Origin of the sequence: Xanthobacter wiegelii (assembly GCF_043193855.2) — a bacterium.
Classification (GTDB): Bacteria; Pseudomonadota; Alphaproteobacteria; order Rhizobiales; family Xanthobacteraceae; genus Xanthobacter; species Xanthobacter flavus_A.
In genome coordinates, this window is sequence record NZ_CM195529.1 from 4,525,594 (window position 1) to 4,539,419 (window position 13,826).

Sequence of the window (13,826 nt, forward strand, 5' to 3'; positions counted from 1 at the left end):
CGGCGCGAACACAAGCATTCGCACGAATGGGGGGAACACGATGGCCGGCATCTACGACCAGGATCTCGATCGGAACGCGGCGAACTTCCAGCCACTGACCCCCCTGGGCTTCCTCGAGCGGGCGGCCAGTGTCTTTCCGGACCGCACCGCCATCCTGCACGGCAAATTGACGCGCAATTACCGCGATTTCTACGCCCGCAGCCGGCGCCTCGCGTCCGCGCTCACCAAGGTTGGGGTTGGCGTCGGCGACACCGTCGCTGTGATGCTGCCCAATGCGCCGGCCATGCTGGAAGCCCACTACGGCGTGCCCATGACGGGCGCCGTGCTCAATTCGCTGAATACCCGGCTCGACGCCGCCATCCTCGCCTTCACCCTCGACCACGGCGAGGCGAAGGTGCTCATCACCGACCGGGAATTCTCCCCGGTCATCAAGGCCGCCCTCGCCCTCGCCGTCCACAAGCCGCTGGTCATCGACTATGACGATCCCGAGTTCACCGGCGCGGGCGAGCGTATCGGGGTGATGGAATACGAGGATTTTCTCGCCACCGGCGACGAAGACTTCGCGTGGAAGCCGCCGGCCGATGAGTGGGATGCCATCGCCCTCAACTATACGTCCGGCACCACCGGCGATCCCAAGGGTGTCGTCTATCACCATCGCGGCGCTCACCTGTTGGCGGTCGGCAACGTGGTGACGTGCGGGCTGGGCAAGCACCCCGTCTATCTGTGGACGCTGCCCATGTTCCACTGCAACGGCTGGTGCTTCCCCTGGTCGATCACGCTTGTTGCCGGCACCCATGTGTGCCTGCGTCAGGTGCGGGCGAAGGCCATGTTCGATGCCATCGCCGACCACAAGGTGACGCACATGTGCGGGGCACCCATCGTGATGTCCACGCTGCTCAATGCGTCGGAGGCGGACAAGCGCCCCCTGCCCGGCCGGGTGGAGTTCATCACCGCCGCCGCCCCGCCGCCCGAAGCCGTGCTCGCCGCCATGCAGGACGCCGGCTTCAACGTGGTCCATGTCTACGGACTGACCGAAGTCTACGGCCCGGCGGTCGTCAACGACTGGCACGCGGAGTGGGATGCGCTCGACGCCAAGCAGCGGGCCTTCCTCAAGTCCCGGCAGGGCGTGCGCTACAGCGCGCTGGAAGCCCTCGACGTGATGGACCCCGAAACCATGGTTCCGGTCCCGGCCGACGGCGAGACGCTGGGCGAGGTCATGTTCCGCGGCAACGTGGTGATGAAGGGTTATCTCAAGAACCCCGCCTCCACCGAGAAGGCGTTTGCCGGCGGCTGGTTCCACTCGGGTGACCTCGGGGTGAAGCATCCCGATGGCTATATTCAGCTCAAGGACCGTTCCAAGGACATCATCATCTCCGGCGGAGAGAACATCTCCTCCATCGAGGTGGAGGACGCTCTCTACAAGCACCCGGCGGTCGCGGCGGCGGCCGTGGTGGCCAAGCCTGACGAGAAGTGGGGTGAGACGCCCATCGCCTTCATCGAGCTGCGCGACGGCATGAGCGCCACGGCGGAGGACATCATCGCCCATTGCCGCGCACATCTCGCGGCGTACAAGTGCCCCCGCCATGTGGTTTTCGAGGAGATCCCCAAGACCTCCACCGGCAAGATCCAGAAGTTCCGCCTGCGCGAGCTGGCCAAGGAGGTTTGAGGAAAGATGTCCGACATCGAAGTGCGCGACGCCAACGGCGCCGTCCTGAAGGACGGCGACAACGTGACCCTCATCAAGGATCTCAAGGTGAAGGGCACCTCCGTGACCCTGAAGCGCGGCACCCTGGTGAAGGGCATCCGCCTCACCGGCGATCCGGAAGAGATCGACTGCAAGGTCGAGAAGGTGAAGGGCCTCGTGCTGCGCACCGAGTTCGTGAAGAAGGCGTGAGTCGGCGTCCCCGAACGATCGCCTGATGGCCCGCGGTTACAGACAGGATCGGCAATCCCGTCTGTAACCGCCGGGGCAACTCCGCGACGCCTGCCCCATCGGCACCTTTCCAATCCTTCATCCTGCGGCCATGGTTCAGTCATGCGCGGGGGATCAATGCTCGCCGCGAGCCCCTTCCGGAGAGCCCGGCCTTGCGTGCCCTTCTATCCCTCCTCGGCGACATCCGCCGCCTCGCGCTGCCCTATTTCAAGAGCGAGGAACGGTGGATCGCCATCGGCCTCCTCGCCGCGGTCATCGCGCTCGAGCTCGCATGGGTGTTCGCCACCGTCATGCTCAACGAGTGGAACGTCGCCTTCTACAACGCCATCCAGGAGAAGGACTTCGACGCGTTCCAGCAGCAGTTGCTGGTCTTCTGCGCCATCGCCGCCGGCGCCATCATCGTGGCGGTCTACCAGATCTACCTGAAGCAGTGGCTTGAGGTGCGCTGGCGGCGCTGGCTCACCCGGCGCTACCTGGGCGCGTGGCTCGGCGATGACGTGCACTACCGGCTGCGGCTCGCCGGCGACGAGGCGGACAACCCCGACCAGCGCATCGCCGAGGACGTGCAATTGTTCATCAACCGGACCATCTCGGTGGGGGTGGGCCTGCTCGGCACCGTGGTCTCCCTCGTTTCCTTCTCCGTCATCCTGTGGAATCTGTCCGGCGCGCTGCCGATCAACCTGTTCGGGCGCGAGATGAATGTCCCGGGCTACCTGTTCTGGGCGGCGCTGATCTATGCCGCCGGCGGCACCCTCCTCGCCCACTTTATCGGTCGGCCACTGGTAAGGCTGAATTTCGAGCAGCAACGCTATGAGGCGAACTTCCGCGTCGATCTCGTGCGGGTGCGCGAGAATGGCGAGCAGATTGCCCTCCTGGATGGGGCCAAGGCGGAAGAGCGCAAGCTTGAAGGACGGTTTTCCAACATCTTCGGCAACTTCGTGGAGCTGATGAAGGCGCAGAAGCGCCTCACCTGGTTTACCGCCGGCTACAACCAGATCTCGACCATCTTCCCCTACGTGGTGGTGGCGCCGGCCTATTTTTCCGGCCAGATCCAGCTCGGCCAGCTGATGCAGACGGCAAGCGCCTTCTCCTCCGTGCAGGGCTCGTTCTCCTTCTTCATTTCCAGCTATGTGACGCTGGCCGAATGGACCTCCGTGGTGCAGCGGCTCACCGGCTTCGAGGCGGCCATCGCGGCGGCGCAGGCGAACCGTCCGGCCGAGAGCCTCGCGTCCCTTCCGCCCGGCCGGGCCCTGGCGCTGCGTGGACTGGACGTGCGTCTGCCGGGCGGTGCGCCGCTCATCGCCACGGACGAACTCCAAATCGCGCACGGCGAATGCGTGCTCATCACCGGCCCTTCGGGCGCCGGCAAGACCACCCTCCTGCGCGCCATCGCCGGCATCTGGCCCTATGCGACAGGCTCGGTGCACCGGCACGCCGCCCATCGCCTGATGGTGCTGCCACAAAAGCCTTATGTCCCGGCCGGGCGGCTGGATGTCGCCCTCGCCTATCCCAACCCCGTCGCCGATGTGCCGCGGGACCGCCTCGCCGAAGCGCTGAGCGCCGTCGGGCTCGCCGACCTCGCCGGGCGTCTGGATGCGGAAGCCCTGTGGCCGCACGAGCTCTCGCTGGGTGAGCAGCAGCGCATCTCCATCGCCCGCGCGCTGCTGGATGCCCCCGAGGTGCTGCTGCTGGACGAGGCGACTTCCGCCCTCGACGAGGCGAGCGAGGCGGCCCTCTATCGCCTGCTGCGGGAGCGGCTGCCGGAGACGACCTTCATCTCCATCGGCCACCGCAACACCCTGGTGGATCTGCACGACCGGGTGCTGCACCTCCACGGCGAGCAATCGCCGCGGATGCTGGGGCCGGCGGCACCGCCAACGCTCCGGGCGGTCTGAACAAGACGAAGGGGGCGGCGGGCCGAACAGCCTTGCTCCCCACGGCGCGGGTCAGCTAAGTCTGTTGCTGCAGCGCATCAGGCTGCTCAGCTGCCCCGCCCCGAGGTCCCGCGTGACGACCGCCGAACCCGCCCAGAAGCCGCGCGACATCATCTATTACGCCCTTGCCGCTCTGGTGGGCTTCATCGCCGGCGGCGTAGGCTCCGGCTTCCACTGGGCAACGGAGAAGGCGGGCGAATGGCCGCTGCTGCTGCGTGAGCATTTCCAAGGGCCGGCGCTCTATGCCGCGCTCTCGGTCGGGGCCGCGCTGATGGTGGCGCTGTCGGTCCTCCTGGTGCGCCGCTTCGCGCCCGAGGCGGCCGGCTCCGGCGTGCAGGAGATCGAGGGCGCGCTGGAAGGCCTGCGCGAGGTGCGGTGGAAACGGGTGCTGCCGGTGAAGTTCGTCGGCGGTGTCCTCGCCCTCGGGTCCGGATTGGTGGCGGGCCGGGAAGGGCCGACCATCCATATGGGCGCGTCCATCGCCAAGGCCATCTCGGATGCCGCAGGGCTCGGCACGCGCGACGGCCGGGGCCTTCTGGCGGCAGGCGCGGCGGCCGGTCTGGCGGCGGCCTTCAACGCGCCGCTGGCGGCGATCCTGTTCGTCATCGAGGAGACGCGGCGGCAGTTTCCATATGGCCTGCGGACCTACAGCGCAGTCATCATCTGCTCGGTGGCGAGCGCCGTCGTGGCCCAGGTCGTGGGCGGGACGGAGCCGGACATGCAGATGATCGTATCCGCCGTGCCGCTCCACCTTTTGCCTGCATTCATCGGGCTTGGCGCGGTGCTCGGGGTGGTGGGCATCGCCTTCAACGCGGCCCTCGTTTTCTCCCTTGATACGGCTCGGCGCCTCGCTTTGAAGGTCTCCCCCTATCTGCTGCCGGTGGCGGTGGGCGCGGCGGTGGGGCCGTTGCTGGTGCTGCGGCCGGAGGCGACGTTCGGGGGGGAATTGCTGGCGGTATCCTTGCCGGGGATGGGGTTGCCGGCGCTGACTTTGGCGGGGATCGTGCTGATCCGCTTCGTCATGACCATGGCGAGCTATTCCACCGGCATCCCGGGTGGCATCTTCGCCCCCATCCTGGCGCTGGCGACGGCGGTCGGGGTGTTGTTCGCGACCTTGCTCGGAAGCCTTTTTTCCCTTCCGCCCCAGATGCTTGCGGCTTGCGGGATCGCGGCGATGGGCGGGCTGTTCTCGGCCACGGTGCGGGCGCCGCTGGTGGGAATGGTGCTGGTGGCGGAGCTGACCGGGGCCTATGACCTCCTGGTGCCGACCATCCTCACCTGCGTCACCGCAAACCTTGTGGCAGAAGGACTTGGCGGCAAGCCGATCTACGAGGTGCTGCTCGACCGGACCCTCCGCCTCGCCGGAACGCCGCGTCCGCCGGAGCCGGAGCCGGAGGCCATCGGCGGCTGGGACGAGCGCGAGCGGCGTCCTCAGTAGCGGCCGATATCGGGCAGTTCGGGTGGGGTAGCACCGGGGGTATCGGGGGGATTCGGGACCCATTCGGGAGCGGTTCGAATTTTGCCGGGTCGGCGCCCGCCCGCCATCGACCCAGCTCCTCGGACGACGGTATCTAATTACATCACAGCCCCCATGGCGGGGGGAGCCCCGTCCGCCCCCTGCGGGGGGCATCAAGAGTCGAGACGGAGGGCACCATGGCGGTGCGGCAGATCGTGAAGTTCCCCGACCCGCGCCTGCGGCAGGCGGCGGCGGCGGTGACGGTGTTCGACGCCGCGCTCGAAGCCCTTGCCGCCGACCTCCTCGATACGATGCGCGCGGCGCCGGGCATTGGCATCACCGCCCCTCATGTGGGCGTGCTCGCGCGGGTGATGGTGCTTGAGCTGTCGCCCGGCGAGACACCCGCCACCTACATCAATCCCGAGATCGTCTGGTCTTCGCCGGAGATGATCCGCCATGTGGAGGGCAGCGTCTCCATGCCGGGGGCCAGCGAGGAGGTGGAGCGCCATGCCCGCGTCCGCGTCCGGTACCACACCCTGTCCGGTGCTCTCGCGGAGGAGGAGGCTGAGGGCCTGCGCGCCGTCTGCCATCAGCACGAGTGCGACCAGTTGGACGGCATCTACTGGCTGCAGCGCCTGTCGCGGCTGAAGCGGGAACGGGTTGTGCGCAAATACGAGAAGGCGCAACGCGGCCCCGCCACCTGACGCGGAACACCGGGCGACTATCGTAAAGCTTGTGCTTGCGCCCACCCCTGTCCTGCGCTCACTCTCCACTGGAAACATCCCTTCCGGGCGTTGCGGCCCGGACCGGGCGGCTGCCAGATGGCGAGGCCGGAAGATGTGGGCGGGACGAGGGCGGATGGGGCTCAAGGGGCGAAGCGGCAGGGCTGGGGCGGTTCTGCGGCGTGTGATGCAGATGCACGCCCTAATGATAACAATCTTTTCACTCGCCTTCTCCTTTGCCTCCGTCGCGGCAGAGAAGGAGCCCATCCGGCTGCAGGTGGTGGGCGGCCTCGCCGGCGTCACCCAGTTCACCCGCCTGGAGCAGCCGTTCTGGGAGCACGAGATCACCGAGCGCACGGGCGGGCGGGTGATCGCGACCATCACCCCCAACGACGGCGGCGGCCTGCGCGGACAGGAGATGCTCCGGCTCATGCAGCTCGGCGTCGTTCCGTTCGGCACCGGCCTCGTTTCCGTGGTCTCGGCGGAGGAGCCCGAGCTCAACGCCGTGGACCTGCCCATCCTCAATCCGGACATGGCGACGCTGAAGAAGACGGTGGCTGCCTTCCGCGCCCACCTCGTGACCCTCCTGCGCGACAAATGGGACATCGAGCTGCTGGCCATCTACGCCTATCCGGCGCAGGTGCTGTTCTGCCGCTCCGCCTTCCGGGGCCTCGACGACATGGCGGGGCGCCGCGTCCGCACCTCCTCGGTGGCCCAGTCCGACCTGATGAAGGCGCTCGGCGCCATTCCCGTGGTGGTGCCGTTCGCGGATGTGGTGGACGCGGTGCGGCAGGGGGTGGTGGACTGCGCCATCACCGGCACGCTCAGCGGGTACGAGATCGGCCTCGGCGACGTGACCACCCATGTCCACGGCATGGCGATCAGCTGGGGCCTGTCGTTCTTCGGGGCCAATGTGACCGCCTGGGAGGCGCTGCCACAGGACGTGCGGACGCAGATCCGCGCCGGGCTCGCGGGCCTGGAGGGGCGGATCTGGCAGCAGGCGGACGCGGACACCATGCGCGGTCTCGACTGCAACACCGGCGCCATCGCCTGCGGTCGCCCCCAGGCGCGGCGGCTGGTGGTGACTCCGAAGTCCGAGGCGGACGCCGCCCGCCGTCTGAACCTGCTGTCCGGCATCATCCTGCCGCGTTGGATCGAGCGATGCGGCGCGGCTTGCGCCAATGCCTGGAATGCCTATCTTGCTGAGTTGCATGCCACGACCGCCAAAGCCGAGTGATTGCGCCCTCCCGGGACAACCGGACCGACCGCGATCCCTCAGGCATCCCCGCAGTGCCCTCAAGCCTGGCGAATGATGCCCTCGAATGATCTGGCACCGCCTCAAGCTATCCGTCATCGCCGGAACCATCGTCATCTTGGGGCTGCTCGGCGTCGGGACGGCGTTGCTCGCCCATCGCGGGCTTGAGGCCACGAAGCTCGCGGCGGACGCCGACCTGGAGCGCTCCGCGCAAGCGGTCGAGAATGCGCTCAATCGCCAGCTGCTGCAGGTCCACAGCGCGCTCGCCACCATGCGACCGCTATTCGCCGCCGCCGGGCTCGCCCCAACCTCGCCGGCCTCCAGCGAACTGCTGCGTGGCCTGAACCTGCAGATCACCGCCTTCCGCGACCTGATGCTGGTGTCGCCCGAAGGCGACATCATCGCGTCCGCGCGTCCGCGCGGCGCGCTGCGCTCGCTGCCGATCGCCACAAGTCTCTCCGGGCTCCAGCCCGCCGCGTTGCTGGGGCCGGTCCAGAATCCGGTGAGCGGGGACTGGTCCCTGTACGCCGCGCGGACGGTGCCCGGATGGGGCGGTGTGATCGCCTTGGCCGACGTGCCGATCCTGGCCCTCATGAAGGTGCTGGCCGAAACCGGCCTCGCGCCCGGAACGCGCATCCGCATCGAACGACCGACCGGCCAGCTGGTGGCCTCGCTGCCCCATGATGAACTGGCCATCGGCGAGTGGCATCCGGGGGCGCTCGGGACGCGCCCCCCCGACGGCAAGGCCTTCGTGACCTCCAATGCCGGCGGTGGGGCGGAACTGGCGGTGGTGCGCACCTCCCTGACCGGCGACCTGCGCGTGGTGCTCGTCATCGATCTCGCCGAAGTGCTCGCCCCCTGGCGGCTGGACCGCGACCGCATGGTGGCGGCGGCGGCCATGGGCGGGGTTCTGGTGACGGCCTTCGCCGGCGCGCTGTTCCTGGCGCTGCGCCAGCGCGAGAAGGTGGACGCCGAGCGCGACCGCGCCAGCGCCGTGCTCGCCAATGCGGTGGAGGCCATGTCCGACGGCTTCGCCCTGTGGGACGCCGAGGATCGGCTGGTGGCTTGCAACCAGCGCTACCGCGAGCTGTTCACCATCACCGCGCCCTATCTGCTGGTGGGCGCGCGCTTCGAGGACATCATGCGGGCGAGCCTCGCGTCCTCGCTACGCTCCGATACCGCACCGGCGAGCGCCGACGCGCTGGCCCGCCGCATCGGCGGGCATCGGCCCCAGCACACCCCGGTGGAACGCAGGCTCTCCGACGGCCGATGGGTGCTGATGACGGACCGCCGCACGGCGGACGGCGGCGTGGTGGCCCTGCGCACCGACATCACGGCCCTCAAGAAGGTGCAGGCGGAACTGGCCGAGGCGAATTTGCGCGCCAACGAGGCGGCGGCGGAGGCGCAGCGGCAGAACGTGGCGCTGATCGAGCGCGAGGGGCGCATCCGCTTCCTCGCCCATCACGACGACCTCACCGGCCTTCCCAACCGGGTGGTGTTCCGCGAGCGCATCGGCAAGGCGCTCTACCAGGCCGCCGAACGGGGCGAGGGCATGGCCCTGCTCTATCTCGACCTCGACCGCTTCAAGGACGTCAACGACACCCTCGGCCATCCGGTCGGCGATGCACTGCTGCGCATGGTGGCCAGCCGGCTCACCGGCTGCGTGCCGGCCACCGACATGGTGGCGCGCCTCAGCGGCGACGAGTTCGCCGTCATCTGCGTCGGCCCGCGCCAGCCGGAGGCAGCGACCGCGCTGGCGGAGCGCATCATCTCCTTGCTCGGCGAGCCCTATTCGGCGCTCGGCCACACCCTCTCGGTCAGCGTCAGCGTCGGCATCGCCGTGGCCGAGGCGGCCTGGACCGACGCCGATACCCTGCTCAAGCAGGCCGACCTCGCCCTCTACCGGGCCAAGGCCTGGGGCCGCGGCACCGCATGCGTGTTCGAGCCGGAGATGGACACCCACCTGCGCGCCCGGCTCGAGATGGAGCAGGACATCAAGCAGGCGCTGGCGGAAAACCAGTTCCACCTCGCCTACCAGCCGATCTTCTCGGTGGCCACCGGCGCGCTCACGGGCTTCGAGGCGCTGCTGCGCTGGAACCACCCACGCCGGGGCCCCATCGACCCGTCAGCCTTCGTGCCCCTCGCCGAGGACACGCGCAGTATCGTCGAGATCGGCGCCTTCGCCATGCGGCGGGCCGTGGCGGACATCGCGTCCTTGCCCGGCGGGCTGAAGGTGGCGGTGAACCTCTCGCCGGTGCAGCTCGCCTTCGGCGACGTGATCGCGACGGTGGAGGCGGCGCTGCGCGACGCCGGCCTGCCGCCGGGCCGCCTCGAATGCGAGATCACCGAGAGCGCCCTGTTCGAGAGCGAGCAGGCGAGCCTCGCCGTGCTGCAGCGTCTGCGCGAGATGGGGGTGCGGATCGCGCTCGACGATTTCGGCACCGGCTATTCCAGCCTCAGCCGGCTGCGCCAGCTGCCCCTCGACAAGATCAAGATCGACCGCTCGTTCATCCAGGACGCCACCGAAGGCTCCGCCAGCGCCGCCATCGTCGAGGCCATCACCGTGCTCACCAGCCGGCTCGGCATCGCCACCGTCGCCGAGGGCATCGAGACCGAGGACCAGTGGGCGCTGGTGGCCCGCACCTCCTGCAACGAGGCGCAGGGCTTCCTGCTCGGCCGGCCGATGCCCATCGCCGAGGCGGCCGCGCTGGCCCATGCGGGCTACGGCGTGCCGGTCGCCCTGGCGGCGGGCCTGTGCGGCCAGCCGTGACGGCGCGCCCCGCTCAGCTGCGGAAATAGGCCGGCCAGAGCGCGACGAGATCCGGCGCGTAGGCGAGCGAGTTGGACAGATGGGTGCGCAGCGCCTCCTGCGCCCCGGCGGCATCGCCCGCCCGCACCGCGGCGGCCACCGCCCGGTGCTCGCGCAGCACCCGCTCGGCCTTGCCCGGCATGGGCAGGTGCAGGCGGCGGATGCGGTCGATATGGCCGGAATAGCGGCGCACCATCAGCCACAGGCTGTGGATGCCGGTGGCATCGAACAGCACGCGGTGGAAGTCGCGGTCGCCCGCATCGAAGCCGGGCAGGTCGCCGCGCGCGAGCCGCTCGTCCTGGAGGGCGATCACCCCATCGAGGCGCGCGGCGATGGCCGCATGGTCCTCACCCAGGGCCACCGTTCGCACCGCCTCCAGCTCGATGGAGCGGCGCAGAAAGTGCGCCTGCCGGGCGAGTTCCAGATCGATGGGGCTCACCACGGTGGCGTGCTGGGGGAAGATCTCCACCAGCTGCTCCTCCTGCAGCTTGAGCAGCGCGTCGCGCACCGGCGTCGAGGAGAAGCCGAACAGGTCCTGCAACTCGGCGCGCGAGATCAGCGTGCCCGGCGGCATCTCCAGCGTGATGATCCGCTCGCGCAGATAGTCGAACACCTGCGGCGCCGCATGGCGGGAGGGATCGCGGGAGGGCCGCGCGCTGCGCGTCAGGTCCATGGTCGTCGTGTCCATGGCGGAAGAATAGCAAATCGGGCGCTTGACGCCACTAATGCATTAGCGTTTTAGTGGACCCATAAACGAGAAGGCCCCGCCTCAGGCAGGGGCCGCCGAGGAAACGACCGCCGCCGGCGCATCCGCCTGCCCCAATTCCGGGCGGCAGGGATGGCGCCCGTGAAGCCCGCGCACCGCAACCGCGCAGCCAACCGGCCCCGGGAGGACCCATGACCCGCCTGCAACGCCCGTCCCGCTCCTTTTCCAGCGGCGCGCTTCTCGCCGCGCTCGCCGCCACCGCGCTGACCCTCGCCGGGCCGGCGGCGGCGGAGACCTATCCGCAGCGGCCCGTCACCGTGGTGGTGCCCTTCCCGCCCGGCGGCGCCTCCGACAGCACGGCGCGCCTCACCTCGCAGAAGGTAAGCGACGCGCTCGGCCAGCCCGTGGTCATCGACAACCGCCCCGGCGCCAATGGCGGCACCGGCGCCACCCATGTGAAGACCTCGCCCGCCGACGGCTACACTTTGCTGGTCGGCTCCATCGGCGTCTTCGCCATCAATCCGGCGCTGTACCCGGCGCTGAGCTATTCGCCCAAATCCGACTTCGACCTGATCACCGTGGCGGTGCGCACCCCGAACGTGCTGGTGGCCAACCCCAATTTCCCGGCGAATTCGGTGAAGGAGCTGGTGGAGTATCTGAAGAAGAATCCGGACAAGGTGACCTTCGCCTCCTCCGGCGTCGGCTCCTCCGACCACCTCACCGCCGCTCTGTTCTGGCAGAAGACGGGGACCAACGGCATCCACGTGCCCTACAAGGGCGGCGGACCGGCCATCAGCGACCTCATCGCCGGCCATGCGGACGTCTCGTTCCAGAACCTCGGAGCGGTGGCGAACCAGATCAAGGCCGGCAAGCTGAAGGCCCTTGGCGTCACCGCCGCCGCCCGCAGCCCGCAGTTTCCCGACATTCCGACTCTCAAGGAGGGCGGCGTGGACGGCATCGATGTCTATTCCTGGCAAGCCGCGGCCGCGCCCAAGGGCCTGCCGCCGGAGGTGAAGGCCAAGGTGGTGGCGGCCTTCAAGGCGAGCCTGTCCGATCCCGCCGTCAAGGCCAAGTTCACCGACCTCGGTTTCGAGGTTGTGGCCAACACACCGGCCGAGTTCGCCGCCTTCCAGGCTGCCGAGGAGCAGCGCTGGCGCGAGGTGGTGAAGGCCGGCAACATCGTGGTCCAGTAATCCCCCACCCCACCTTCGCACCGGGCGGTCTCGCCCGGTGCCCGCGACGGTCCCAGAGAGACGGGTTCCTGAGACATGACACGCCTGAAGACACCGGACCTTCTGCGCAGCGCGCGCTGGTTCGCCGCCGACGACCTGCGCAGCTTCGGCCACCGCTCCCGCCTGCGGCAGATGGGCTACGCCCCGGAGGACTGGGCGGGACGGCCGGTGATCGCCATCCTCAACACCTGGTCGGATTTCAACTCCTGCCACGCCCATTTCCGGGACCGGGTGGAGGACATCAAGCGCGGCGTGCTGCAGGCCGGCGGCTTCCCGCTGGAAGTGCCGGTGCATTCGGTGTCCGAGACCTTCCTGAAGCCCTCGTCCATGCTCTACCGCAACATGCTGGCCATGGAGGTGGAGGAGGTGATCCGCGCCCATCCCGTGGACGGCGCGGTGCTGATGGGCGGCTGCGACAAGAGCACCCCGGCCCTGCTCATGGGCGCCACCAGCGCCGGCGTGCCGGCCATCTACGTGCCGGCCGGCCCCATGCTGCGAGGCAACTGGAACGGCAAGACGCTGGGCTCCGGCTCGGACGCCTGGAAGTTCTGGGACGAACGGCGCGCCGGCAACATCGGCGAGGCGGAGTGGAACGAGATCGAGGGCGGCATCGCCCGGTCCTACGGCCATTGCATGACCATGGGCACGGCCAGCACCATGACCGCCATCGCCGAGGCGCTGGGCATGACGCTCGCCGGCGCCTCCTCCGTGCCGGCGGCGGATGCCGGCCACATGCGCATGTGCGCGGCATCGGGCCGGCGCATCGTGGACATGGTGTGGGAGGACCTGACGCCGGCCCGCATCCAGACCCGCGCGGCGTTCGAGAACGCCATCATCGTCGCCATGGCCATGGGCTGCTCCACCAACGCCATCATCCATCTCATCGCCCAGGCGCGACGCGCCGGCTGCGACATCACCCTCGATGATTTCGACGCGGCCAGCCGCCGCGTGCCGGTGCTCGCCAACGTGCGGCCGAGCGGCGACGCCTATCTGATGGAGGACTTCTACTTCGCCGGCGGCCTGCCGGCGCTGATGGGGCGCCTCACGGACTTCCTTCACCTCGATGCCCTCACCGTCTCCGGCCGCACGGTGGGCGAGGCCATCGCGGGGGCGAAGGTGCACAATGACGACGTGATCCGCCCCCTCGACAAGGCCATCTACGACGAAGGCGCGCTCGCCGTGCTGCGCGGCAACCTCGCGCCCGAGGGCTGCGTCATCAAGCCCAGCGCCTGCGCGCCCCATCTGCGGGTCCACACCGGCCCGGCGCTGGTGTTCGACGATTATCCCAGCCTCAAGGCCGCCACCGACGACGAAAACCTCGACGTGACGCCGGGCCATGTGCTGGTGCTGCGCAATGCCGGCCCCCTGGGCGGCCCCGGCATGCCCGAATGGGGCATGCTGCCGATCCCGAAGGCGCTGGTGAAGGCGGGCGTGCGCGACATGCTCCGCATCTCCGACGCGCGCATGAGCGGCACCAGCTACGGCGCGTGCATCCTCCACGTCTCGCCGGAGAGCCATGTGGGCGGGCCTCTGGCCCTGCTGCGGACCGGCGACCTCGTCACCGTCGACGTCCCCAACCGGCGCATCGACATGGAGGTGCCGGCCGAGGAGCTGGAGCGCCGCCGCGCCGCTTTGCCCGCGCCCGTGCCGCGCTATGAGCGCGGCTATGGCTGGATGTATTCCAAGCACATCAGCCAGGCGCATCTCGGCTGCGACTTCGACTTCCTGGAAACCTCCTTCGGTGCCGCCCCCGGCGAACCGGCGATCTACTGAGCAAGG

10 protein-coding genes are annotated in these 13,826 nt (G+C 69.1%); 9 read left to right on the top strand and 1 reads right to left on the bottom strand.

All coding sequences use genetic code 11. The features are described from left to right. Positions 1 to 40 precede the first annotated feature (40 nt). The 7 genes from V5F63_RS21200 to V5F63_RS21230 all read left to right on the top strand — a co-directional run bounded on the left by V5F63_RS21200 (position 41) and on the right by V5F63_RS21230 (position 10,070). Positions 41 to 1,666 carry an acyl-CoA synthetase gene (locus V5F63_RS21200; protein WP_394101180.1) on the top strand — a complete coding sequence of 542 codons (1,626 nt, stop codon included), beginning with the start codon at positions 41 to 43 and terminating at the stop codon, positions 1,664 to 1,666. Between the two features lie 15 nt (positions 1,667 to 1,681). After that, positions 1,682 to 1,894, top strand: a complete 213-nt coding sequence (locus tag V5F63_RS21205; RefSeq protein WP_024280870.1) for an alkylphosphonate utilization protein — start codon at positions 1,682 to 1,684, stop codon at positions 1,892 to 1,894. A 191-nt stretch (positions 1,895 to 2,085) separates the two neighbouring features. Further along, positions 2,086 to 3,828 (top strand): ABC transporter ATP-binding protein/permease, encoded by a 1,743-nt coding sequence (locus tag V5F63_RS21210; RefSeq protein WP_394101179.1) that lies wholly within the window; start codon positions 2,086 to 2,088, stop codon positions 3,826 to 3,828. Positions 3,829 to 3,940: 112 nt separating this feature from the next. Continuing rightward, entirely contained in the window at positions 3,941 to 5,305 is a 1,365-nt protein-coding gene (gene clcA, locus V5F63_RS21215) for a H(+)/Cl(-) exchange transporter ClcA (protein ID WP_394101178.1), read from the top strand. A gap of 215 nt (positions 5,306 to 5,520) precedes the next feature. Then, positions 5,521 to 6,027, top strand: coding sequence for a peptide deformylase (locus tag V5F63_RS21220; protein WP_394101177.1), 507 nt, complete (start codon positions 5,521 to 5,523; stop codon positions 6,025 to 6,027). A gap of 223 nt (positions 6,028 to 6,250) precedes the next feature. After that, the gene (locus tag V5F63_RS21225; RefSeq protein WP_394101176.1) at positions 6,251 to 7,282 is read left to right on the top strand and encodes a TRAP transporter substrate-binding protein; all 1,032 of its coding nucleotides are present in this window, start codon (positions 6,251 to 6,253) and stop codon (positions 7,280 to 7,282) included. Between the two features lie 85 nt (positions 7,283 to 7,367). Next, positions 7,368 to 10,070, top strand: coding sequence for a bifunctional diguanylate cyclase/phosphodiesterase (locus V5F63_RS21230; RefSeq protein WP_394101175.1), 2,703 nt, complete (start codon positions 7,368 to 7,370; stop codon positions 10,068 to 10,070). Positions 10,071 to 10,083: 13 nt separating this feature from the next. Here V5F63_RS21230 and V5F63_RS21235 read toward each other — a convergent pair whose 3' ends face one another. Further along, the gene (locus tag V5F63_RS21235) at positions 10,084 to 10,782 is read right to left on the bottom strand and encodes a GntR family transcriptional regulator (protein WP_209485427.1); all 699 of its coding nucleotides are present in this window, start codon (positions 10,780 to 10,782) and stop codon (positions 10,084 to 10,086) included. A gap of 224 nt (positions 10,783 to 11,006) precedes the next feature. On the opposite strand from V5F63_RS21235, the gene V5F63_RS21240 reads away from it, so the two are divergent. Together V5F63_RS21240 and araD are read left to right on the top strand one after the other, a co-directional pair. After that, a complete protein-coding gene (locus V5F63_RS21240; protein ID WP_394101174.1) occupies positions 11,007 to 12,008 on the top strand; it encodes a Bug family tripartite tricarboxylate transporter substrate binding protein in 1,002 nt (333 codons plus the stop codon). 75 nt (positions 12,009 to 12,083) lie between these two features. Beyond that, entirely contained in the window at positions 12,084 to 13,820 is a 1,737-nt protein-coding gene (gene araD / locus V5F63_RS21245) for an L-arabinonate dehydratase (protein WP_394101173.1), read from the top strand. Positions 13,821 to 13,826 lie beyond the last annotated feature (6 nt).